This is a genomic window from Streptomyces tatrensis, assembly GCF_049310065.1.
In the GTDB taxonomy this organism is placed as follows: Bacteria; Actinomycetota; Actinomycetes; order Streptomycetales; family Streptomycetaceae; genus Streptomyces.
The window spans coordinates 1-21,752 of the sequence record NZ_JBMDLB010000011.1 but is presented as its reverse complement, the minus strand read 5'-3'; the positions used below and the strand labels follow the sequence as shown (position 1 = coordinate 21,752).

At 69.1% G+C, this 21,752-nt stretch carries 20 protein-coding genes and 1 pseudogene; 11 read left to right on the top strand and 10 right to left on the bottom strand.

The features are described from left to right. Nucleotides 1-63: 63 nt before the first annotated feature. The 4 genes from ACODT5_RS15785 to ACODT5_RS15770 are packed head-to-tail and all read right to left on the bottom strand — an operon-like array spanning nucleotide 64 to nucleotide 4,945. Nucleotides 64-1,425, bottom strand: a complete 1,362-nt coding sequence (locus tag ACODT5_RS15785) for an AAA domain-containing protein (RefSeq protein WP_422519923.1) — start codon at nucleotides 1,423-1,425, stop codon at nucleotides 64-66. Further along, the gene (locus tag ACODT5_RS15780) at nucleotides 1,415-2,923 is read right to left on the bottom strand and encodes a hypothetical protein (protein WP_422519922.1); all 1,509 of its coding nucleotides are present in this window, start codon (nucleotides 2,921-2,923) and stop codon (nucleotides 1,415-1,417) included. Before ACODT5_RS15780 ends, ACODT5_RS15785 begins: the two co-directional genes overlap by 11 nt. Next, complete coding sequence (locus ACODT5_RS15775; protein WP_422519921.1) at nucleotides 2,920-4,059, bottom strand: hypothetical protein; 1,140 nt, start codon at nucleotides 4,057-4,059, stop codon at nucleotides 2,920-2,922. The genes ACODT5_RS15780 and ACODT5_RS15775 overlap by 4 nt, the downstream gene beginning before the upstream one ends. Nucleotides 4,060-4,108: 49 nt before the next feature. Beyond that, the gene (locus ACODT5_RS15770; RefSeq protein WP_422519920.1) at nucleotides 4,109-4,945 is read right to left on the bottom strand and encodes a hypothetical protein; all 837 of its coding nucleotides are present in this window, start codon (nucleotides 4,943-4,945) and stop codon (nucleotides 4,109-4,111) included. A gap of 141 nt (nucleotides 4,946-5,086) precedes the next feature. On the opposite strand from ACODT5_RS15770, the gene ACODT5_RS15765 reads away from it, so the two are divergent. The 4 genes from ACODT5_RS15765 (at nucleotide 5,087) to ACODT5_RS15750 (ending at nucleotide 10,387) form a co-directional block, all read left to right on the top strand. Then, nucleotides 5,087-6,409, top strand: coding sequence for a metallophosphoesterase family protein (locus ACODT5_RS15765; protein ID WP_422519919.1), 1,323 nt, complete (start codon nucleotides 5,087-5,089; stop codon nucleotides 6,407-6,409). Beyond that, nucleotides 6,406-9,582 carry an AAA family ATPase gene (locus tag ACODT5_RS15760; protein ID WP_422519918.1) on the top strand — a complete coding sequence of 1,059 codons (3,177 nt, stop codon included), beginning with the start codon at nucleotides 6,406-6,408 and terminating at the stop codon, nucleotides 9,580-9,582. Before ACODT5_RS15765 ends, ACODT5_RS15760 begins: the two co-directional genes overlap by 4 nt. Before the next feature lie 125 nt (nucleotides 9,583-9,707). Next, nucleotides 9,708-10,133 carry a helix-turn-helix domain-containing protein gene (locus ACODT5_RS15755; protein WP_422519917.1) on the top strand — a complete coding sequence of 142 codons (426 nt, stop codon included), beginning with the start codon at nucleotides 9,708-9,710 and terminating at the stop codon, nucleotides 10,131-10,133. Continuing rightward, nucleotides 10,130-10,387 carry a hypothetical protein gene (locus tag ACODT5_RS15750; RefSeq protein ID WP_422519916.1) on the top strand — a complete coding sequence of 86 codons (258 nt, stop codon included), beginning with the start codon at nucleotides 10,130-10,132 and terminating at the stop codon, nucleotides 10,385-10,387. Before ACODT5_RS15755 ends, ACODT5_RS15750 begins: the two co-directional genes overlap by 4 nt. A 15-nt stretch (nucleotides 10,388-10,402) precedes the next feature. Here the strand turns inward: ACODT5_RS15750 and ACODT5_RS15745 are convergent. After that, nucleotides 10,403-10,936, bottom strand: a pseudogene (locus ACODT5_RS15745) (IS5 family transposase); the annotation flags it as partial. On the opposite strand from ACODT5_RS15745, the gene ACODT5_RS15740 reads away from it, so the two are divergent. The 3 genes from ACODT5_RS15740 to ACODT5_RS15730 all read left to right on the top strand — a co-directional run bounded on the left by ACODT5_RS15740 (nucleotide 10,869) and on the right by ACODT5_RS15730 (nucleotide 11,951). Beyond that, complete coding sequence (locus tag ACODT5_RS15740; protein ID WP_422519915.1) at nucleotides 10,869-11,081, top strand: hypothetical protein; 213 nt, start codon at nucleotides 10,869-10,871, stop codon at nucleotides 11,079-11,081. The pseudogene ACODT5_RS15745 and the gene ACODT5_RS15740 sit on opposite strands and share 68 nt — an antisense overlap. A gap of 202 nt (nucleotides 11,082-11,283) precedes the next feature. Beyond that, complete coding sequence (locus ACODT5_RS15735; protein WP_422519914.1) at nucleotides 11,284-11,601, top strand: hypothetical protein; 318 nt, start codon at nucleotides 11,284-11,286, stop codon at nucleotides 11,599-11,601. A gap of 110 nt (nucleotides 11,602-11,711) precedes the next feature. Further along, on the top strand, nucleotides 11,712-11,951 hold the full coding sequence (locus ACODT5_RS15730; protein WP_422519913.1) for a hypothetical protein: 240 nt from the start codon (nucleotides 11,712-11,714) through the stop codon (nucleotides 11,949-11,951). A gap of 249 nt (nucleotides 11,952-12,200) precedes the next feature. On the opposite strand, the gene ACODT5_RS15725 is transcribed toward ACODT5_RS15730, so the two are convergent. The 3 genes from ACODT5_RS15725 to ACODT5_RS15715 form a co-directional block, all read right to left on the bottom strand. Beyond that, on the bottom strand, nucleotides 12,201-13,421 hold the full coding sequence (locus tag ACODT5_RS15725; RefSeq protein WP_422519912.1) for a DUF418 domain-containing protein: 1,221 nt from the start codon (nucleotides 13,419-13,421) through the stop codon (nucleotides 12,201-12,203). Nucleotides 13,422-14,139: 718 nt separating this feature from the next. Further along, nucleotides 14,140-14,718, bottom strand: coding sequence for a hypothetical protein (locus ACODT5_RS15720; protein ID WP_422517356.1), 579 nt, complete (start codon nucleotides 14,716-14,718; stop codon nucleotides 14,140-14,142). Continuing rightward, complete coding sequence (locus tag ACODT5_RS15715) at nucleotides 14,715-15,053, bottom strand: PadR family transcriptional regulator (protein WP_422517355.1); 339 nt, start codon at nucleotides 15,051-15,053, stop codon at nucleotides 14,715-14,717. The genes ACODT5_RS15720 and ACODT5_RS15715 overlap by 4 nt, the downstream gene beginning before the upstream one ends. Before the next feature lie 222 nt (nucleotides 15,054-15,275). Here ACODT5_RS15715 and ACODT5_RS15710 point away from each other — a divergent pair, with 222 nt between their 5' ends. The 3 genes from ACODT5_RS15710 to ACODT5_RS15700 are packed head-to-tail and all read left to right on the top strand — an operon-like array spanning nucleotide 15,276 to nucleotide 18,951. Then, a complete protein-coding gene (locus tag ACODT5_RS15710; RefSeq protein WP_422517354.1) occupies nucleotides 15,276-16,937 on the top strand; it encodes a Mu transposase C-terminal domain-containing protein in 1,662 nt (553 codons plus the stop codon). 3 nt (nucleotides 16,938-16,940) lie between these two features. Continuing rightward, the gene (locus ACODT5_RS15705) at nucleotides 16,941-17,723 is read left to right on the top strand and encodes an AAA family ATPase (RefSeq protein ID WP_422517353.1); all 783 of its coding nucleotides are present in this window, start codon (nucleotides 16,941-16,943) and stop codon (nucleotides 17,721-17,723) included. 1 nt (nucleotide 17,724) lies between these two features. After that, nucleotides 17,725-18,951 carry a hypothetical protein gene (locus tag ACODT5_RS15700; protein ID WP_422517352.1) on the top strand — a complete coding sequence of 409 codons (1,227 nt, stop codon included), beginning with the start codon at nucleotides 17,725-17,727 and terminating at the stop codon, nucleotides 18,949-18,951. Nucleotides 18,952-18,991: 40 nt separating this feature from the next. Here the strand turns inward: ACODT5_RS15700 and ACODT5_RS15695 are convergent, their stop codons facing one another. Continuing rightward, on the bottom strand, nucleotides 18,992-19,441 hold the full coding sequence (locus tag ACODT5_RS15695; protein WP_422517351.1) for a hypothetical protein: 450 nt from the start codon (nucleotides 19,439-19,441) through the stop codon (nucleotides 18,992-18,994). A 104-nt stretch (nucleotides 19,442-19,545) separates the two neighbouring features. Next, complete coding sequence (locus ACODT5_RS15690) at nucleotides 19,546-19,971, bottom strand: DUF5958 family protein (RefSeq protein WP_422517350.1); 426 nt, start codon at nucleotides 19,969-19,971, stop codon at nucleotides 19,546-19,548. A gap of 537 nt (nucleotides 19,972-20,508) precedes the next feature. Here ACODT5_RS15690 and ACODT5_RS15685 point away from each other — a divergent pair. Then, the gene (locus ACODT5_RS15685) at nucleotides 20,509-21,276 is read left to right on the top strand and encodes a hypothetical protein (RefSeq protein WP_422519911.1); all 768 of its coding nucleotides are present in this window, start codon (nucleotides 20,509-20,511) and stop codon (nucleotides 21,274-21,276) included. The last annotated feature ends 476 nt before the right edge of the window (nucleotides 21,277-21,752 follow it).

Sequence of the window (21,752 nt, the reverse complement as noted above, 5' to 3'; positions counted from 1 at the left end):
AAATAGAACAATTATGCGGATTTAATCGAGATGCCGGGCAACGGGCGGCAGCACCGTGTGGGATCAGGCGGCGACGCGGTGCTGGGCAAGCTTGTCCAGCATGATCTGGTTGGCTTCCCAGCCGTCCGGGAACTTGGCGCGCACGGACAGATGCACCGGGTCGGTCGAGGGGTGGCTGTCCAGAAGATCGGCGATGCCCTCGCGGGCGACGACGATGCACGCCTGCCGGTGGCGGGAGGCGAGCACGCACAGTCGCCCGGCCTCCAGATGGAAGGCCGTGGCGTCCCGGCGGCCGGACAACGGGTGCACGACGATGACGACTTCGAACTCGCGGCCCTGCAGCCGGTTCGCGGTGTCCACCGCCACGCCCGGCGCGCCGGGGCTGCCGGTCCGGGCGAGCGCGGCCCGGACCAGGTCAGCCTGGTCGCGGTGGGCGACGCCGATGGCGATGTCGCAGGGTTCCAGGGGCCGGCCGCCCGGGTGGCGCTCGCAAGTGGCGACCGCTCCGCGTTCCAGCAGCCTGCCGGCGAGGTCGGCGGCGGTCTGGAGGGTCTCGGTGTCGGTTCGCGGAACGTGCCGGCGGCGCAGTTCGTGCAGGGCCCAGCCGGTGGTGAACGCCTGCACGAGGGTCTCGTCCAGGTCGGTGCGGGCGAACCCGGCGGTGCGGAACCCCAGGGCACGCGTGTCTTCACCGGTTCCGGCGGTGAAGCGGGTGAACGGGTAGAACGCCCGGGCGATGGTCGGTGCGGCCGAGAGCGGCAGACGCCAAGACACCGGCAGCCGGTGCACGGGAATGTTCTGGTTGTGCTCCAGCATCACGCTGACACCGTTCTGCGTGGGGTCGTGCGGCAACCCGATCCAGCGCTCGGTGCCAACGATCGTGAACGGGTCCAACTGGCCAGGATCGCCGACGAACAGGCCCCGCTCGAAGCGTTCGACGATCTGCAACAGCATGTCCGAACGCATCTGGTAGGCCTCATCCAGTATCGCCCAGCCGAACGTGGCGTCGCGGACGGTGGCCCACTTGGCGGCGGTGGCGACGATGATCCGGCAGCCGGCCAGGTCGGCCAGGGTGCGGCCGACGGTAGTGTTCGTCAGGGCACCCAGGGCCGGAGACGGGGCGTAGCCGGTGGCACTCAACCGTCCGACGGCGATGCCGGGATGCTCCCTGGCCAGACGCACGACCAGGTCGTCGACCTGGTTGTTGGTCTGGGCGACGATGATCGGGCGCTCGCCGCCTTCGGTGAGCTTCTGGGCGGCGCGGACCACCAGGGTGCTCTTGCCGGCGCCCGGCGGGGAGTCGACGACCACGGCCCTATGACGCCCGTCGGCCATATTCGCGAGGATCGCCTCGGTGGCAGCGGCAGCGGCCGTTGCAGGGTCGGGCACGGCCCGTTCGTGTGTCGTGCTGGCGTCAGTCCTCATTGCCCCACTCCTCTGCTGCGGCGTCCTCGGGAACGGCGGAATCGGTGTCGCTCTCGTCGGCGGCACTGTGTGTCCACGGGGCGGCGTCGGAGGCTGGGAACTGCGGTGCCGGGCGCCACCCCGGGTCGGGCAGGTAGGCGACGGACTGGCCCGACTCCGGGACGGTGCCCTGCTTCGGGACGCGGCCGCGTCCCATGCCGCCGGTGATCTCCACCGTGACCCGTGTGGTGTCGCCGTCGGGGAGGACGGAGACGATCACGGCCTTGTGGCCGGCCGGCTGAGACGGGCTGATCAGCTTGGTGTCGGCGGCCAGCCGCACGGGATCCTCGGTGCGGACGGTGAGGCGTGGCCGCGGCACCCGCCTGTTCTTGTCCGTGGTGACCGTCCGGCCGGGTTCGGTCTCCACGACCGTCCCGGCGAACGCCTCACCGGCGCTGCGCCGGTCGGCCAGCACGAAACGATCGTCGAACGCCATGTCGGACTCGAATTCGACCAGTGCGCGCTCCAGCCAGCCCAGCCGCCGGGCCGCACCGATCGCGGTGTCCCGCTTGCGCTGCGGAAGCCCGCCGGAGTCCCGGTAGTCTGAGTAGTCCGTGAAGGCCTTGCAGTCACCCTCGAAGCGCTTGGCGGTCCGCGGTGCCTCGGGCACGGAGCGCAGCAGCGATATGGCCTGCCACACCATGCGCCAGGTGGGCTGGATCTGTCCCGCGATCAGTTCCCGCAGTTCGGTCTCGGCGGTGGCCAGCGCGTGCGGGTCGTCGAGCGTGCGGGCCGTGTCGAACTTTCTGATCGCCGGGGCCAGGTCGCGGTTGTCGAACTCGGGGGAGGTCGCCGGGCCCGCCGGCGGGCACACGTCCGTGTTCTCCGCATCGGCCATGGCCTGCTCGACGCTCATACCCGACGGGGGAGCGATCCAGGCCATGAGAGAGGCGAGGTTCTGGTCCTCGAGCGTGCTCTGGCCGGTCGCCCAGTGCTCGGCGAGCATCCCGGTGACGGGCAGCAGCATGGAGGTGCCGGCCTGTTCGGCCCTGTCGGCCAGGAACGTCAGCCACATGCCGAGCTCCGGTACGACGTCCGGCACCGCGTAGAGACCGGACGTCGCGCGGAAGCGGCACATGCGTCCCAGATCGGCCAGGGCTTTGACGCCGCCGGGGTTGGGCACCAGGATCTGCGGTGCGTCGGTGTACCGGGAACGCTCGCCTTCTCCGCGGCGGTCCTGGCGGAAGGAGTCGATGTAGTCCATCACGATCTGGCCGAGGCCGGCGGCGAACGCGAACCGCTGGTCCCGGTTGCGGGGCTGGGCCACGACCAGCAGGGTCCCGTTCCTCTTGGCGGAGCCGACCATCGCGGCCAAGGGCGCCCCGGCCTCGCCGGCCATGGCCAGCGGGATGATCACCAGCGGCCGGGCGGACAGATGCCGGTGCCGGAACTCGGTCAGGGGCACCGCCTGCATCGACTCCATCGCCTGCACGTGCGCCAGCGCCGACAGCGTGCTCATGCCACACCCCCGAGGTCTTCCAGTTCGGTACGCAGCCGTGCGGCGTGCCGCAGGGCCGCGGCTATCTCCACCTGGTCCTCGCTCGGCTTCAGTTCTCCGCGCGCCAGCCCCATGACCATGGTCGTGGTGTCGATGCCACCGAACTGCTCGCGCACCACCGGCCCGAGGACATCCAGCGAGGCCTCCGCGCGGGCGCGGGAGCGGCAGTAGAACGCCATCTCGCAGTGGTTCAGGCAGTCCGGGCGGTACGTGGCGAGGACCTGATCCAGCGCCTCGGTCAGCTCCTCGGCCGGGCGCCGGGGCCGATCCTCCGCGTCCGGGGCGAGGTCGAAGGTGAGGTCCTCGGGCAGCAGGTCCACCAGGTCCCCGATGCGTTCGATGCGGGACAGCTGACGCGTCAGGGCGGCCACCTGCCTGCGGGCGTCGACGAACGCCCCGGTCGGGCGGTTGGTGAAGTCCTTCGGCGCGACCAGCACGATCGTGTCGGAGACGACCTCCTCGCTGATGCCGGCCCGCCCGAGCAGGTCGCGCAGCGCGATGATGTACGCGCACGCCTGCGTGGTCGCCGCCCGTACCTGGGTGGGGGCGGCCTGCCCGTCGATGATCGGGAAGCTCTTGATCTCCACGACGTGGAAGCGTCCGTCGATGCGGAAGGCCACCAGGTCCGGTTCCAGGTACGCCTTGTGCCCGCCGATCTGCAGGCACAGCATCGGGTGGTCGAACAAGGTACCGTCGTCCTCGCCCCGGGCGGCCCGCAGCAGGACTTCCTCGGTGCGCTCATGGCGCTCCTTGGAACGGCCGTCGCCGCCGACGTCGTTCAGGTCCTCGTACCCCACCTCCGGCAGCGTCAGTTCCAGGGTCTCGCGCAGGACGCGCAGGAGCTCCGCGCAGCCGTTGTCCTTCACCATCGCCTCGAAGGCGTTGCCGCGGGTGATGGCGAAGGAGGACTGGCCGAAGGACGGGGGGTGGCCGACGTGTGTGGCGATCGCGGCCTTGTCGGAGCCGGAGGCGTCCAGCAAAGCCCGCAGCGTGCAGCGCGGGTTGTTCTCCAGGGCCGCCAGCGACCGGGCGTTGTAGTCCAGGCGTTTCGCGGATCCGCGCAATGCGGCGAGGCGGTTGTCGACTGGTTCTTTCACGGTCTCGTAGATCCTTGCGGGGAAGAATAAGGATGCGGGGAGATGGAAATCAGGCACGGGCGGACCGCAGATGCGTGACGCCCCGCAGGGGCGCGCCGAACAACTGCTCGTCGTCACCGAGGGACTTGCGGGCCTGCCGCGCGGCGGCCGCCCGGGTGGCACGGTCGGTGTCGGTATGCACGTCCAGCTCGGCCTGGGCGGCGCCGATCACCTGCTGCGCATCCAGCGCGCCCCCGTGACCGGAGGCATTCCTCGGCATGGCGTCGGGGATGTTGACGGCGAAGCGCCACAGCAGCCGCAGGGCCTCCGGACTGGGCCCGTCCGCAGCGGAGGTATGCACCGCTTCGGCGATGCGGAGCGCGCCGGTGAGGAAGTCCACGCGCGGGGACAGCGGACCGATGACGCGCTGCTCCAGCGTCCAGGTGCTGATCGTGATCAGTGCCCGCACCGGTGTCAGCAGGTCGTGCGCCAGTGCCGGGCACAGGTAGTACGGCCGGGCTCCCGGACTGGAGCGGTAGGAACGCTCCTCGTCCCGGCGCAGGCTGGAGAGCTTGGACGCGGAGAGCTCTCCCGGGAAGAACGCCTCGTGCACGCCGACGATCAGCTTGGGCGCGGCCGGGACCCCGAGGAGCATCAGGGCGCGGTGGACGTGTTCGCGAGCCGGGAGCTGCGATCCCCGGGCGGCCGGAGCAGTTTCCGGCGCTGGGCGGGGCGGGGCGGCCGCAGGTTCATCGGCGTCGACGAGGGCGTCCCAGGCCCGCTCGGCGCGGCGCAGCTGCATCCGCAGCTCGCCGGCCCGTTCGGTGTCACCGGCGGCGGCGGCGTCGCGGATCGCGCGGCGCAGGGTGCCGATGCTCTTCTCCAGGGCGTCCAGCGGATCACTCATGTACCAGACGCTACCAGAGTTCCAGAGTTCCAGAGTTTTCCAGACTTGTTCCTGTGATTCGAGGTACAGTCGGGTCACCGAACATCCGGTCGCGGCGGCGCAACCCGCGCCGCCCCGCAGGCCGTTCCTTTGGGGGCACCCGTGACGGGACGCGTATTCCACACCTCCGACTGGCACCTGGGCCGCCAGATCGGCCGCCATCGACGTGACAGCGAGGTCGACGCTGTCCTGGACGAGATCATCGCCATCGCCGAGGACTACGCCCCCGACCTGATCGTTCACAGCGGCGACCTCTTCGACAGCCCCCGCCCCAGCCTGGACGACATGCGCCGTGCGGCACAGGCGCTGCGCCGCCTCGGCACGATCGCGCCCGTGGTCGTCGTCGCCGGAAACCACGACACCACTCGCGTCCTGGCGTTCCTGGAGTACGTCCTCAACGACATGGGCGTCCGCGAAGGAGACCAGACCCGGGTCCGCTTCGCCACCGACGCCCGCCCCGACAGACTGCTCCTTGCCGAGTACCCGACCAGGAACGGGGAGCTCACCCTGCGCATCGGCGCACTGCCCTACCTGCACCCCAACCGCTTCACCTACGACTTCGCTGACCCCGCCCTGACCACCGCGACCTACGCCGAGCGCATGCGCACCGTCCAAGCCGAGGTCTACCGCCGTCTGACCGCCGACCGAGGCCCCCGGGATGTCCTCGTCTACGCCGCCCACCTGTTCATCGAGGGAGCCCTCCCGTCCTACTCGGAGCGGCGGATGTCCCTGAGCACCGAGTACGCGGCTGCGGCCACGGACTTGCCCGACGTCGCCTACGGCGCCCTCGGCCACATCCACAAAGCCCAGCCCGTCGGCCGTTCCGGATTCCCCGCCTACTACGCCGGCAGCCCGCTGCAGATGGACTTCGGCGAGACAGGCGACACCAAGAGCGTCGTACTCGCCGAGATCGGCCCGGGCACCAACCCCCGCATCGAACTCGAACCGCTCACCGCAGGCCGCCGCCTGGTCCGCCTCGAAGGAACCCTGGAACAGATCGCCCACCGCGCCGCCCGCGTGGGGGACGCCTGGGTGAAAGCGGTGGTGAACGTCGACGTCTTCGACCCGTCCCTGCCGGCCACCCTCGCCAAGATGCTGCCGCAGGCGACGCTCGTCGACATCGACGAGCGTCGCACCGGCACAGCACACCGCGTGCTGGACCGGCAGACCTCCACCACCGAACTGCCCGACATCGACGACCTGCTGCACGACTACCTCGCCGACCGCGGCACAGGTGGCCCGGCCCTGGACCGAGCCATGACCGCTTTCACCCACCTGCGGGCCGAACCCGACCCCGATGATCCCGCACCGTGCTGCGAGCAGACACTGCTGAGCGCGGCCATCGCCGGCCAGCCCCTCGACGCCATCGACCGCTCAAGCCTGTTCACCATCACCGACACCACCGACGCGGAGACGACGCGATGAAACCGATGACACTCGCCCTCACCGGATTCCGCAGCTACCCCGCCCAGACCACCGTCGACTTCACCGGCAAGAGCCTGGTCGCGGTCCTCGGCGACACAGGCGCCGGCAAGAGCAGCCTGCTCGACGCCATCGCCTTCGCCCTGTTCCGCAAAAGCTCCTGGGACGCCAAGGAACCCCGGCAGCTTATCGCCGACGGCGCACAGGCCATGAGCGTCGAACTCACCTTCGTACACGACGGGCAGAACTGGCGTGTCCACCGCACCATGCACGCCACCAACCCGAACGCGGGCCGGCACCACCTGAAAAACCTGGACACCGGCGAGGAGACCGACGGCGCCACGGCCGTCGACAACTGCATCAAGACGGTGCTGCAGATGAGCTACGACACCTTTCTGCGCGTCGGGCTGCTCCCGCAGGGCAAGTTCGACCAGCTCCTCACCGCCGCTCCCAAGGAACGCAGCGAACGGCTCCGAGAACTGTTCGGCGCCGAATCACTGGAAACAGTCCGGAACCTGGCCGCCCGCCACGGCCGCACACTCCAGCAACTACTGGGCGACGCGCGGGCCAAACGGGCCCCCATGCCGGACAACCCCGAGGAGACGGCCGCAGCAGCCGGTGCGGCCGCCGACGCGGCCACAGCCCATGCCGAACGCCTGGACACCGCCGTCGCCCGCATTACCGCACTGCAGGAAGAAGCCTCGCAAGCCCGGGACACCGCGGCGGCTGCCACCAGCGCCTCCCAGACCCTGGCAACACGCAAGGCGACCGACGCCGCCACCGTCCTCGACACGCTCGACTCCGAGGCCACCGACCTCGCCGCACGGCGCGACACCCTCAACCGGCGTGCCGAGCAGGCTGCGGCCAGGGAAGAGGAACTGACCGGAGTGATCACCGCGGCAGAGACGCAAGGAGAAGGCCGCGACGCCCTCGCCCAGGCCGCGATGCTCCTGAAGACCCTCGCGGAAACCGCCGAGGAACACCGCGGCGAACGCGACCGGCTGGCCTCCCGCACCACACAACTCGACGACGAACGCGACGCCATCGCCACGGCCGAAACGGAACTGGCCGAACGCGCCGCACACACCCAAGCGACGGCGGAGGCAGCCCGCACCGCCGCCGAGAACAGCAAGCAGACCCGCACGTGCGCCACCGCAGCCCGCACCGCGTGGGACGCGGCCCTCTCGGCGGCCCGACACATCGCCGACACCGCGCGCGCCCACGCCACCGCGGTGGGCTGGCAGAAATCCGCCCACGAAGACCTCGGCCCGGCGGAGGCCAAGGCAACCGCGGCCTGCGAAGACCTCACCGCGGCCGAGACGCACCTGGAGGCGCTCCGGCTGCGGAAGAAGGCCGCTGCGATCGCCACCGAACTGCACCCCGACGACGACTGTCCCGTATGCCGCCGGCAGCTCCCGGCCGACTTCCACCCCGAGCAGGCCGACGCGCATGAGCTGACCGAGGCGAACACGCAACGAGAGCAGGCGAAGACCGCACACGACATAGTCGTCGAGCTGCGCGCCGAAGCCCGCGCCGCCGTGGCCATCGCCGACGAAGCGGTACTCGAACGCGACCACGAGCACAAAAGCGCACAGCAGACGGCGCAGGAGAACATCGAGAAGGTGGTACGAGCCTTCCGGAGCCTTGCGGCCCAGGCCGCCGAAGCAGGCACGGTCTTCGACGCCACATCAGCCTCAGCAAGGCTGACCGCAGCCACTACGGCCCTGGCCACCCCCGGCGCCGCACATCCTGAGCAGGACACAGCGGCGATCACCGACGCCATCTCCGCCTGCGAACACACGGCCACCGCACACGCCGAACAGCTGAAGGACGAAGAGCACCGCCGCACCGCCGGGATCGAAGCAGACCGCAAAACACTGGCAGAACGCACGAAAGCACACCACCGCGACACCAAAGACGCATCCGCAGCTCACGAGCGCCACACCCGGGCCGTGGCAAGGACCGCCGCCGACATCGGCATGCTTCCCGCGCGCATCCGGGCGATGCTGCCGCAGGACCCGATCGACGTCGCCACCGCACAGACGGACGCCGCCACCACAGCCGTCACCGCCCGGCAGACCGAACTCCAAGAGCTGCTCGACCAGAGGGAAGCAACCCGAGCGGAGAAGAACGCGGTACTCGCCGACCAGCGCACCCTCGACCACGACACCCGAGCCCGCCTTGAACGCCCCCTGGAGAAACTGCGTGACAACCTGGAAGCGTGGGCCCAGGCCGCCGTCCAGGCCAGCACACATCTCGATGAGGCTGACCGGCTAGCGCTGCCAGCAGCTCCCACGGAGCCGGCGATCGCCGAGGTCCGCCACTACGCCGCCGCCCTCTCGACGACGACCTCGGCACTCGGCGACAAACTCGCCGAGCGAGCCGCCGCGGCGACAGAACGCGCAGCCGCTGCCGAAAGCCGTCTCGGCAAGCATGCAGCCGCACTCGCCGACGTCGACGGCTTCGACGCCTCAGCCGACCTGACCACACCCAAATCACTTCACCCGCTCGTTGCCGCAGCCGCGCAGGCAACCAAAGAGGCCGAAGACCAGCGCTGCAAACAGCGAGAAGCACAGGACCTGATCAAGCCAGCCGCTGACCTGGACTTCGCCATCACTGCAGGCGAAGCCCGCTATGAAGCCCTCGAGGTACTACGCCGCGAACTGGTTGACGCCAAGTTCCTGGGCCACCTCACCACGCTGCGAACCCGCGCATTGCTCGGCGTCGCCAGCGACCTGCTCGGGCAGATGTCTGACGGTCGATTCGGTTTCGCAGAAGACTTCGACATCATCAGCCGCAGCTCCGGGGTCGCCCACCACCCGAATCGCTTGTCAGGGGGGGAGAAGTTCATGGCGTCCCTCGCCTTGGCCCTGGCGCTTGCCGAACTGCACTCCCGCAGTGGGCCGACTCTCGGCTCCCTCTTCCTCGACGAGGGCTTCGCCGCCCTCGACACCACCGCCTTGGACCTGGCACTGGAGGTACTGCGCGCCCAGGTCGGCGGTGACCGCCTGGTTATGGTGATCAGCCACCTGCACGCCGTCGCCGAGGCCGTCGACGATGTGCTGTGGGTGGAACGGACCACCGCCGGCTCATCCGCCCGGTGGCTCACACCGGCTGAGCGAGACGACATGGCCCAGGACAACCTCGCAAGCGGACTGCACTCCCAGGCGCGATAGCCACTACAGGGCACACTATCCATCGCCGTCCCCAGGGCTGGGCTTCACCCCCTCCCGCTGGACATGCTGAGCGCCGTGAGCATCCTCCTCCCGCTCGATTTCATCCCACACGCACCGAGGAAGAGTTGTTCGCGAACATCGACGCCCTGCTGGAGGAGGAGCCGCAGCTCCCGCCCCCGGCGGAGCGCGCCCGGTTGCGGGAGGCCGCCGGCATCACCCAGGCCCGCCTCGCGGTCGCGTTGAAGACGTCCAGTCAGACGGTGAAGAACTACCAGAACGGCAGGAGCGAGCCGAAGGAGCCGCGCCTTTCGGCGTACCAGCGGCTGCTGACCGGCTGGGCGGCGAAGTACCCCGCCCACGGTGCTCCCGCCGACGCCCCGGCCCCGGTCGCCGCGCCGCAGCCGGAGGTCCCGGAGACGTTCACCGGGCCGGCCGCCCCCGCGGCCACCGAGTCGGAGACCGCCGCGCCCGTCCAGGCCGCGACGTCGCGTCGCCAGGCGGCGAAGAAGGCCGCAGCGCCCGCGCTGGACCCGCGGTTCCCGCACGGATGACGGCCCTGTACCCGCTCGCCGTGCTGCCCGACTGCGTCGTCTACCCGAGCCCCGGCGACAGCCCGCTCGACTTCCTGCCGTACGCGGCCTCCGGCAAGCCGCAGCCCGGCGGCTTCCGGCTCGGTCCTACCCCGGGCCTGACGAAGCTGGAGGGCGTCCAGTCGATGCTGTGGGCGGTCGACCTGATGGAGCAGGGCCTCAACCCGGCCCGGCATATCAAGGGCGGCGACGCCGTCTTCGACGAAGGCGAGTAAGAACTCCCATCGCAATGACTTCAGGCGTCGCCAGTAGATGAGGGCGCATCCTAGGGTGAGGAATGCTTCGTGGATGTCGTCGCGTATCTCCCAGCGGATCCGCAGGCGGCGGAACCAGTGAAGGTGGGCGAACGCGCGCTCCACGAACCAGCGTTGACTACCCAGGCCGGAGCCGTGTTCGGTGCCGCGGCGGGCGATCAGCGGCTTCATGCCGAGATCCCGGACCAGGCGGCGGTATTTGTCGCGTACCCGCGGTCGCCCAGCACCACGTCCGGGCGGCGTCGGGGCGGCCGCGCTTGCCCCGCACCGGCGGCACGGCCAGGAGCAGTGGGATCAGCTGGGTGATGTCGTTGCGGTTGCCGCCGGTCAAGGTGGCCGCGAGCGGGATGCCGGTGGGGTCGGTGATCAGGTGATGCTTGCTGCCGGTTCTGCCCCGGTCGACAGGACTTCGTCCCGTTTTGGAGCCCCCTTTAACGCCCGGATGTGGGAGCCGTCGACCGCCGCACGGGAGAAGTCCAGGGCGTGGGCCGACCTGCTGCGCGCGACGATGCCCAAAGGGATGGTCCGCGATGCGATGCTCGTCTCCCCGGCCTGGCCCCCCGCCCCCGCGGCCGGGCCCGCTCCGGCCCCGGCCCCGGCGCCCGCTCCGGCTCCTGTTCCGGTGGTGGTTTCCGAGGACGCGCGCCGTTACTAGGGCCTGCTGACCGAAGGCCTCACTCTCCCGGCCAACCTCGACCTCGACCTCCGTGTCCGGGACAAGGCCCTGGAGCAGCTCGGTGTCCGCCCGGCCGACCACGCCCGGATCGTCACCACGGTCAAGGACGTCCTGGGCGAGCGAGACGGCGGCCTCCTCGTGGGTTCCCGGCCCTGGCCGCTGCTGGCCGCCCGCCGCCCGTATGCAGCAGCTCGGCGAGAGCGACGGCCTCAAGGCGCTCACCGCGCACTTGACCCGTCTGAACGGTGACGAGTCCTGGCGCCCGGGTGCGCCCGGCGAGTTCGCCCGCCGCATGGTCCTGTCCACCCACCAAGCCCTCACCACCTCCCTCGACGCACCCCTGGCGGCCGCGCCCCGGGTGCCGGCCGCCGCCCGCTCCCGGTCCACCACGACTTCGGCCGCCGTACTCGGGGCGGCGGGCGCGGCCCCGAGCGAGGCCGCAGTCCCTGCCTACCGGCGGCAGGTCGCGCCGGGCAAGGGCGCGGGGCGTACGCGGTGACGTCGGCGGCACCCGAACCCGGACGCTGTGGGCGCGGTGTCCGGGCGTGGACGGACCGGTTGCGGGTACATGCGGGCCGGTGGGCGCCTACCGGCCGGGACCGGTTCGGCGTGGAGGGCATGCTGCTCGCCGTCCCGCTGCACGTGCTGGGCTGGTGGGCCGGGAACGCCGGTATGGAGCAGGCGGACTTGGTCCTGACCGCCCTGAGCGGGATCGTCGCCTTGGCCACGATCTACCGGGCCGCCGTCTACCGGCGCCCGGACGCGGGCCCGGCCGGGCCGCGGGTGAAGCCCTCGGAAGAAGTCCGGCGCCACGCCGCCCGCGAGGCGGGTTCCGGGACCGGCGCCTGACCGGAGAGAACCGAGGGAGGGGACGAGCTGGTGGTGATGACGGGCAGGCAGCGGCGGGTTGCGTACGGGTTGCGTACGGGATGCTCGCGGGGGTCCTCCTGCAGGCCTGCGCCGGGTGGGCCCTGTGGGCCGGGTCCACGGACGCGGGCCTGGTCCTGTCGCTGATGGCCGGCGCCGTGGTCCTGAACAGCCTGTGGCGCTCGGGCACCCTGGACCGGACCCCGGCGGCTTCGCCCGCTCCGGACGATGTCAGTGTGTGGCCGCCGACCGGTCACGGTCGTGCGGGAGCCGGGCGAGGGTGACTGCGCGGAGCAGCCATTCCACCGGGCCGTACCGGTACCTGGCCATCAGGTGCTTGCTGAGGATGAGTTGGGACCCGTAGAGGACGAGCGCGCCGAGTTCGACTACGGCCGCGCCGAGGCGGTCGTAGAGGGCGAGGCCGTAGGCGGTGAAGACGAGGGCCATGACCAGGGACTGGGTCAGGTAGTTCGTCAGGGCCATCCGGCCGGCGGGGGCGAGGAGCGCCGCGACGTTCGCGCCGCGGGCGGTTTTCATGAGGAGGAGCATTCCGCAGACGTATGCGGCGGTGAGGGCGGGGGCCGTGACGGTTCCCACCGCCTCGCCGAGGATCGTCCAGCGTGGGCCGAGCGCGCCGCCGGCGGCCAGGGCCATGAAGACGCTGCCGGGCAGGCCCAGGGCGACGCCGAGCACGCAGATGCGGCGCATCCGGGCCGTGTACCGTCCCGTGTCGGCGAGGAGGCGGCGCTTGCCGCAGTACAGGCCGGTCAGGAAGGCGGCCAGGACGAAGCCGCCCATCAACGACACGGCGAGCAGCGCCTCGGGCAGCTGACTGACGTTGGCCTGTATGACGGATGAGGCGTCGCCGCGGTAGTCGGCGGCCAGTGCGGCGAAGCCCGCGGTGAGTTCGGCGTCCAGTTCGGCAGTCTCGGCGTCCGACATGAGCAGGGACGCCAGGCCCACGAGGAGCAGGAGGCCGGCCGCGCAGCCGTACACGATCCGGGCCGCGCGCAGGGCCTTCCGCGGCGTGCAGTTGCGTGCGGCGATCAGGACCAGGCCGAGCAGCGCGTAGGTCATGAGGATGTCGCCGGTGTAGAGCAGTACGGCGTGGAGGAGGCCCAGGACGAGCAGGCCGAGCGAGCGGCGCAGCATCCGGGGGGCGGGGCTCGCGCCGTCGCGTGCGGCGGAGTCTTGCTGGAGGGTGAAGCTGTAGCCGAAGAGGAACGAGAACATCAGGTAGAACTTGCCGGCCACGAAGGTCAGGACGACGCCCTCGACGGCCCGGTCGAGCGTGGAGGCGTCCGGATCGGCGACGGCTCCGAGACCGTACGGGCCGGCCATCATCAGCGCGTTGACCAGCAGGATGCCCAGGAGCGCGAAACCGCGCAGCGCGTCAACCTCCGCTATGCGCGGTGGCCGGTCTCCTCGTGTGTGCGCGTCGGTTAAGAGCACAACTTCCCCCCAAATAGTCGTGGGTGTGCATTCCTGCCCCGGGTGGCCGTACGGCGGCGGCCAGCGTGGTTCGAAGAGCTGACCGGGAGGAGGAGCGCATTCCTTCGGTGGTGACGGTAGCCCAGCGAAGACCCGCGAGCCGGGCCGCGCCCGGCGTCAGCGGCTCGGCCCAGAGTTGTATTGCAACGCTGCGCGCTGAGGGCGCACGCGGGGCCCGGATGGGAGCGACAAGCCGTCATTGAATAGACGTCAATAGTGTCTGGACCGCGAGATCCTGACCACTCCGGTTGAGTAGGGAAAGGATTGCGCCACTGAAATGCTGTTTTTCGACAGCGGCGCCAAGTCTGAGTGTGGGTTCCGGTTATGGGAACCCTTCGGTAAATCCTACTTCCTTCAACGTGGTTGGGATCGGAACCTCCACCCGCCCGTCTCCTGTGTGGGAGGAATTGCCGGTGGTTTCTCGACATGCTGGCCGGTATTATCGGCCGTGCCCTGACTAAATAGCCAAGCGGAATTTTTTGATTGAGCGTCAGGCCTGTAGCGTCAAAGGGTTCGTGGGTGTGTCACCTGATGCGCGACGTGTGATTTGCAGTGGTTGGCGACAGGGCCTTCAGGTGGGGTTTTAGCTGGTGGGCGGGTTGTGGGGTGTCGTTCTTCTGCTGAAGGCCGGTGTCGTTTCCCGCTGAAGGTCTGCTGTCGCGTGTGTAGGGGTGGGTGGTTACCGGTGTTCGGGGCAGTGCCTGGTTCCGTACCACCGGTCGAGGTGGTCGTGGGCCTGAGCATCGCCTGTGGCGGCGAGGGCTGCCTGACGTCGCAGGAAGCGGGCGTAGGTGATCATGCCTGCTGCTAGGTAGGTCGTCGCGATGCTTCCGGGTATGACGATGGCGAGGTACAGGGCGTTGGTGTCTGCTGTGGGCGGGATGCGTTCAGACCACGTCACGCTGGCCATGCCCAGGGGGAGAAGGATCCAGCCGCGCATCATTTTGGGGCCGGTCCAGAAGGCTGTGTGCGTGTGGGCGAGCCGGCGGGGCCATGCCGTTCGTCCGAGGGCCTCGCGCCGCATTCGGAGGGCGGGGGTGAGGAACGTCAGGGCGTAGGTCAGCTTGAGGAGTTTGCCGGGGCGTTGGTCGAGGAGCGCGGTCCATTCCTCTTCGTAGCGCAGTGCCGGTTCTGCGTCGGGGATGCGGTGGGCTGCCCATCGGATGATTCTGCGGGCCAGCCACGGGCTGATGTCGACTGCTTCGTTGATGAGCAGCCCGGCGATGAGCGGGGCGATGTAGCGCAGGAGATCTATCACGCGATTCCCCATCCGGGGCTGCGCAGGGGGTTTGCCCGTGCGGGGGGTGAGGGGAGTGCGCCTCGTCGTTCGAGCAGCACTTCACGAACGCCGGCGGTGCCGTTCGGGGTGAGCCGATAGAAGCGCTTGCGCGGCACCCCGGGGGTCTGTTCCGAGGTCTCCCAGCTGCTCTCCAGCCATCCCGCTGATTCCAGGCGGGCAAGGATCGGGTAGACGCTGCCGGTGGGCTTTTTGGCGGCCTGAGCGATGGCGTACCCGTGGACGCCCCCCTCGGATACGAGCAGGACCTCCATCACGTCGAGCGTCGCCTGCGTGACCTTGAATGGCCTGTCCATAATATAACTCTAGCTATATAGAGTTAGGCTGTCCAGGGTTCAATAGGCCCCAACGGCAGGTCCTTTCAGGGGCCGGGCCTTGCTCGGGAGATCACGGTCTCTGACTGCTCGGTCTGCTGGGGTCGTCACTCGTTGGTGGGATGTGGTGCGGCGTGTCGGAGTGAGGTGCGTGGCCGTGGACAGCGTTTCCGGGGCGGGGATGGGCGTCTGCGGGAGGGGCTGATGGCGGACAGCGATGCCGGTGGCTTCACCGATTGGGTGGTGCCGGCTGGTGTGGGGCGGGAGGCGGCGGTCATGCGCCTGATGGCCCTCGATGGTCGCGGTGAACTCGGTTCTGCACATGTGCGGTTGACTGCTTCGGCTTTGGACGTGTCCGAGCGGACGGTGTGGAACTGGGTGGCGGTGGCCCGGCGTGAGGGGCGTCTGTCTGCTCGGACGCCTGCGCGGACTGGCGTGAGTGCTGATGTCCGTGCGCGTCTTGCAGTGTGGGGTGGGAACGTGGCCGCGGTCCACCGTGAGCTGCTCGCCGAGGCGACGGAGGCTGGTGTCGCGGATTCGGTGCCTTCTCTTCGTGCTCTGCAGCGCGCGGTACGGCAGGACTTGTCGGTGGGGGAGCGGGCGGGGTTGAAGGGCGGTGAAGCAGCCCGCCGACGCTACGACGTCTATGGCAAGCGTCCGCGGACTCATCGGAACGCGTGTTGGGAGGGTGATCACAAGCGGGTCCCGGTCCGTGTGGACGTCGAGGGCGTGGCGGTGTGTCCGTGGGTGACGTGGTTCATCGATGTCGCGACGAAGGCCATTGTGGGAGTGGCGGTGACTCCGCATCAGCCGGCCCGGGACGCGGTCCTGGCCGCGCTGCGCACAGGCATCAGTAGGCAGGATCCGTACGGCCCGTTCGGTGGCCTGCCAGGCGTGGTGCGGGTGGACCGGGGCAAGGAGTTCTTGTGCCGGACGGTGGAGCGCGCGCTGGGTGCCTTCGCGGTTCCGGTCCATGACCTGCCCGCCTATAAGCCGTATCGCAAGGGCACCATCGAGGCGCTGAACGACGCGGTCGAGGTGATGTTCCTGGTTTCGCTGCCTGGCTATACCCGCAGGGCTCGGCCGGTCGGTGCTCACCGTCCGGATCGGGTGGAGCACCTCTTGTCGTATCCGGAGTTCGTCGAGGAGCTGCTGAAGTGGGTGCGGGGGTGGAACACCAGCCACCATCCTGAGGGTCTTGCGGACGGGATGACGCCGTTGGCGGCGTGGGAGGCGGATCCGGTGCCGGTCGAGGACGTCGCGGAGGAGCGGCTGGCGTTCTTCGCGTTGGAGGACGACGGTCGGGTCCGGAAGATCACCACGAACGGAATTTTATGGCGGCGCCGTGCCTACATCGCGCCGTGGATGGCCGGGCACGTCGGCATGCGGGTCCGGCTGCGGTATCTGCCGCACTACGACGGGCGGATCGAGGTGTTCTCCGCCGAGGAGTGGGGCCGGCATCTGGGTAGCGCCTATCTGGCCCAGGCGGCGACGGTGGAGCAGCGCCGTGCGCTCAGTTCGGTCAGGGAGAAGAAGGCCCGCGCGCTGAAGGCGGATCTGAAGGCGGCGGAGAAGCTGCGCAAGTCCCGCTACACGGCCACAACGACGGCGTCCGTGCCCCGTCCGCGGCGCACGGTCACGTCTTCTCAGGCGGAGGCGGAGATCGCCCGGGCCAGGGGTGTGGATCTGGCGGCCCGGGCGCTGCCGGACTTGATCCCTCCCCGTGAGCCTCCGGCCTCGTGGGCGCGTCCGGTTGTCCGCCCTCGCCGGGCGGCCGACTTGCAAACGGATGCTGGACAGGCGGAGGCAGCCGATGACGGGCTGCCGGGAGTGGCTGATGTACGTGACGACAGCGGGGAGCGTTGATCAATGGCGACTGCTGAGCGACAAGGCCGGCTGCCCCGGGAGCGGGAGGACCACTTCATGCGACTGCCGGGCGCCCAGGTGGTCTCAACACGTGCCCTACTCATGGTCCGGGAGAACATCCGTGCCGCGATCGAGGCCAGAGCCATGATCTGTATCTACGGGCAGGCGGGCCGGGGCAAGTCGTTGGCGGTGAACACCTCGCTGCGCGAGCTCGCGCCGAAGCTGACGCGCCGGATCCAGTTCAGGGCCCGCCCCTCCACCCGAGACCTGCGCCACGAACTGTTCCATGCCCTTGGTCTGCAGGGCCGTCCGCCGGGGCAGCCGATCGAGTTCGACCGGATGCTGCGCGGCGCCCTGGAGGAGACGCACGTCCTGGTCTGTGACGAGGCGCAGTGGCTGTCGAAGATGTGCTTCGAATATCTGCGCTATTTGTGGGATGACATCGGTTCGGACCTGACGATCGTGTTCACGGGCGGGGACGGCTGTTTCGAGATGCTGCAGAGCGAGCCGATGCTGGAGTCCCGCGTGTACGCGTGGCAGGAGATCGAGCCGATGCCGCTGGAGGAGGTTCTCACTGTCGTCCCGGCGTTCCATCCCGTGTGGGCGGATACGGACCCGGACTTGATCGCCATGTGCGATGACGAGGCCGCGCACGGCAACTTCCGGGCCTGGGCGAAGATCACCCATCATCTGACCGCCGGGATGAAGGAGTCCGGACGGATCCTGGATGAGGACCTCCTGCGTTGGTCCTACAGCAAACTGCGCCAGCGACCGGTGGTGGCCTGAGGTGCTGGACTGCCCGAATCCGCCGCCGGTCACGGTGGTCCTGGACCCGTACGACGACGTGGTCCACACCCGGGCGGCCCTGGCATCCCACGCCCCGCAGCACGGACGCCTCACCGTGCACCCCACTCCCGGCACCGACGCCGGGATCGCGCTCGCCTACGACATCCTCGCCGCCCTGGGCAAACCCGTCCCCCTCACCGGCTACCGTCACCTCGACCCCACCCCGGCCTGGGCGATCGCGGCCGCCTGGATCCTGGCCACGCCCATCACCCACCTCACTCTGCTGCGCGCCCACCTGCTCACTCCGCACCGCTTCAGAGATCTCCTCGCTCTGCGCCGGCGCACTGGTGTCCGCCTGGTTCTGGTCTGCCACCACCGGGCCATGCGGGCTTTCCTGGAGCGTGAGCTGCGGCAGGTGGAGCACCTCGTCGCTGAGGCCTCCGCTCTGCTGCCCGAGGCCGAGCTGGCCACGCCGCAGCAGCAGGTGTCCCAAGCGGCGCGGCCGTTGGTGAACCGCTGGATCAGCCTGCCCGCCCTGACCACGCTCAGGGCTCTCGACGAGGCGACCGGCTCGTGCCGGTGCGCCGCGCCGCTGGCGCAGGACCGGGACTTCTTCGCGCCGGTGATGCCACCGGTCACCGAGGCGGAGGTGGTGTGGCGTCTTCACCGTGCAACGGCGCACCCGTACCTGGCGGCTCAGCTCGCCACGGCCGTGTTCACCGCGGCCTCGACCACCCAGCTCGCCACCGCGTACGTCCGCGATCTGGCCCCGGACGGCACGACGATCACGTTGCACGATCAAGGGTTGCGTCAGGGCTGTATGACTCACGCTGTTCCAGCCTGGGCCCGCCCCTTGCTGAGTGCGACCGCTCTCCTCTGGCGGATTGGGGCCGGCACCAGCGGGCCGCTGTTCAGCGACCCGCTGGGAGGTGAGGGGCTACCGTCCCTGACGGCCTTCGCTGAGGAGTGCAAGCTGCGCCCGCCTCAGCCGCCGCGCCCCAAGCTGCGCCGGAGCCGACATGGGACGGCGCTGTGCCTGAAGGAGTCTGTGAAGACCATCTGGCCTGTGTGTACCGCCCATTACGGGCTTGCCTGGGCCAGGGATGAACCTGATCTGATGCAGGGCTGTCCGCAGCCGCCTCCGCACACACGGAAGACCATCGAGAGGCGGAAGAAGGGGTGGCTGCCGCCGGACTACGGACTGCGAGAGCTTCGCCACCTGCGCTGAGAGCCAGTGAATCTGCAGTAGAAGTGGCCAGAACGGGCGGCTACGCTTCTGGCTTCCCCGTAGCGTCCGGGGCCTCTGCCCCGTACCGGGGTCGAAGCTGTAGGTACCTCTCCTTCATGGCGGGCCCGAGATGTGCCTCTATGCCGTGCCCGGGTTCCCCCTCGTACGGGAGGTCGTAGAGGAACGAGGTCACGATGACCTCGATTGCCCCGGGCACGCGACGCTGTGTCTCTTCCTCCAGGAACGCAAGGACCCGGCGCCAGTCGGGACCGTCCGGGGCGTCCTCCGTCAGGTACGAGCGGACGGTGTCCTGCACGACGTCCCAGAAGAACACGTGCGGGAGCAGCCTGTTCTCGTTGAAGACGTGGCACTCGTAGGCGTCCTCGAACCCGGGCACCTGAGCAACGAGGTCTTCCACGAGGCGTACGCCGGCAGCATCCTTCTCGGCAGTCCCGTCCGCCTTCTGCTCTTCGTTGTCGTCGGCAGCCATGTGCTGGGACGCTATCGCATCGGTTCAGCACCACCCGCCGCCTCATCTGCTTTGACCTGCGTGTACCTGGTCTCTCGTTCATCCAACGGAAGAGATGGCTGCGATCATTCGCAATTCCTGGTCAAGTTGTGCCAGGCGTGTGTGCAGGTGCCTTTGCAGTACATCTCCCTGCGTCGGGTGTCGGCGACGGTGAATACGGAGACGAGTACGCGGAAGGCTTTGACGTGTTCGTCGGCGGGGAGGCCTGAGAATCCGTAGCGGGGAGGGTTCATGCAGATCATGACCGAGGGGTTGGCGGTGGGTTTCACGCCTGACCGTGCTACGCCCGCGCGGCCGTCTTCGGCTGTGATGTGGGCCTGCATCGCGTACAGGCCGGCCTCGTGCAGTGCCTCCTGCCGGCGGGCCGGTGACAGGTTGGTGAACCAAGCTATGCCCTGCTCCAGGGTGCAGAGTCCTTGGGCGATCCCGTTGACGACTCGTTCGGTTCCATACCAGAAGGAGGGGTCGTCCGCGTTGTTCGGTTCAGTCATCGCTTGATCATTCCATGTGCTGGCAGCGCATGAGGAGCCCTCAATGCGACTGCGACGGTGTCGGGTCGTTGCATGAGATGTCATGGTGGCCGACGATTCAGCGCCGACGTCACGTGTTGTCAGTGGTCGGTGTCACTGACGGGTCGGTAAAAGGCCCAGTTCACGAGGTTTTTGATGGTGGCTCAGGCTTCACCGATCGCCGACAAAACACAGCCGACGTCTTGCTGCTGGTATGTGGGCTGTCAGCCAGTTTCTAGCTGGTGTTCAGATTGAAGCATGTGGGTTGGTGGGTTCGAGGTTGGGTTTTTTTGATCTTTGGGTGGGAGGGGGTGTCTGGTCGGTAGGCTCCGGTTGGTTCCGCGGAGTGTGTGACCGGGTGTGTTTGTGGCTGATGGGGGTTGTGTGGTGTCTGTGGGTTCTGGTGCTGGGGAGTCGGTGGTGTTGTGGGTGGATGAGAGTCTTCCTCCGGCTCGGATTGATGTTGATTCGCACCATGATGGTGTGCCGTTTGTGGGTCCGCAGGAGTCCCATGAGCCGGTGAAGGTGCTGGTGGGGCCGTATCCGGACATGGCTGAGGGTGATCTGATCAGCTTGTGGTGGGGCCCGCGTACGGTCGCAGTCGCGGACTACGCCTCTGAGGGCCGCCTGCCTGAGTATCGGGTGGGTGAGCACGAGGTCGGCAAGGCGGTCGAGTTGCATGTCAGCTGGCACGAGGTCGGGGCTGAGGGCCAGGGCCAGGGTCACGTTGTGACGTATGTGGTGGGGCGTAGTGGCGGGTCGGGTGTGTTCGTCGAGTTGCAGGAGGGTGAGGATCCCAGCTTCGAGGTGCAAGCCCTGTATTCGGGGTGGGCTCCGTTCACCCGGGTTGATGTGGTGGCCCGTGGGGGTGGGGAGGAGTCGCCGGCTCCGGAGGTTGGGGTGGCTTCGGAGGGTGTCATCGATCTGGCTGTTGTAGGTGATGACGATGTTGAGGTGGTTGTTTCTTTCCCGTTCTGGCAGGGCTTGGACGGGGGGGCTGAGGCTGTGCTGACGTGGGAGTTCGTGACGCCGGGCCGTTTTCCCCTGCCGCTCCAATGGGACAAGGGTGATGTGGTCTTCGACCGGCCGGGAGAGTCGTCAGTAACGGTTACCGGCAAGGCCGTCGAGGGGCGGGTGGTCTTCCAGGTTCCGAATGAGAGCGTCGTGAAGGCTGCCGGCGGTTTTGGGACCTTCCGTTACGAGGTGCCGGGGTGGGAGTACGCCTCTGTCCTCCCGGGCGGTTTCGATAGGACCACGGTGACGGTGGTCAAGGGAGTCGCCAAGTAGCCGGTAGCCGGATGTGATCCGGTAGGACACGGGGGTCGGGGAGCCACATAGTTCCCAACGGGCCGGAGGCCCGAACCCCGTGAAACGGGGTCACCTCCTGCGCGGAGCGCCCCCGCTGCGGCCGCGAAGCGGGCCCGTTCCGTGCGGAGCGCGGCGCAACACGCAACCCAGCTCGAAGCGAAGCGGAGAGCCCCGGCCGAAGGCCGGCCCCGGGCTCGAAGCCCGGGGCCGAGCGCAGCGAGGTGCTCTCCTTCGGGCGAGCGCAGCGAGCCCGTTCAGTCCTGAGCGCGCAGCGCTCAGGTACCCGCTCCGAAGGAGCGGGCCTTGGCCTGCGAAGCAGGCCCGCCGAGCGCAGCGAGGCGGTTTCAGTCCGAAGCGCGCAGCGCTTCGGTACCCGCTCCGAAGGAGCGGGCCTTGGCCTGCGAAGCAGGCCCGCCGAGCGCAGCGAGGCGGTTTCAGTCCGAAGCGCGCAGCGC

Excerpts from the sequence above, each read along its gene's own strand:
- ACODT5_RS15750 (WP_422519916.1), top strand. The coding sequence starts at position 10,130 with ATGACGGCCCTGTACCCGCTCGCCGTGCTGCCCGACTGCGTCGTCTAC.
- ACODT5_RS15740 (WP_422519915.1), top strand. The coding sequence starts at position 10,869 with ATGTGGGAGCCGTCGACCGCCGCACGGGAGAAGTCCAGGGCGTGGGCC.
- ACODT5_RS15770 (WP_422519920.1), bottom strand. The coding sequence starts at position 4,945 with ATGAGTGATCCGCTGGACGCCCTGGAGAAGAGCATCGGCACCCTGCGC.
- ACODT5_RS15735 (WP_422519914.1), top strand. The coding sequence starts at position 11,284 with ATGCAGCAGCTCGGCGAGAGCGACGGCCTCAAGGCGCTCACCGCGCAC.
- ACODT5_RS15710 (WP_422517354.1), top strand. The coding sequence starts at position 15,276 with ATGGCGGACAGCGATGCCGGTGGCTTCACCGATTGGGTGGTGCCGGCT.
- ACODT5_RS15780 (WP_422519922.1), bottom strand. The coding sequence starts at position 2,923 with ATGAGCACGCTGTCGGCGCTGGCGCACGTGCAGGCGATGGAGTCGATG.
- ACODT5_RS15760 (WP_422519918.1), top strand. The coding sequence starts at position 6,406 with ATGAAACCGATGACACTCGCCCTCACCGGATTCCGCAGCTACCCCGCC.
- ACODT5_RS15785 (WP_422519923.1), bottom strand. The coding sequence starts at position 1,425 with ATGAGGACTGACGCCAGCACGACACACGAACGGGCCGTGCCCGACCCT.
- ACODT5_RS15690 (WP_422517350.1), bottom strand. The coding sequence starts at position 19,971 with ATGACTGAACCGAACAACGCGGACGACCCCTCCTTCTGGTATGGAACC.
- ACODT5_RS15715 (WP_422517355.1), bottom strand. The coding sequence starts at position 15,053 with ATGGACAGGCCATTCAAGGTCACGCAGGCGACGCTCGACGTGATGGAG.
- ACODT5_RS15695 (WP_422517351.1), bottom strand. The coding sequence starts at position 19,441 with ATGGCTGCCGACGACAACGAAGAGCAGAAGGCGGACGGGACTGCCGAG.
- ACODT5_RS15705 (WP_422517353.1), top strand. The coding sequence starts at position 16,941 with ATGGCGACTGCTGAGCGACAAGGCCGGCTGCCCCGGGAGCGGGAGGAC.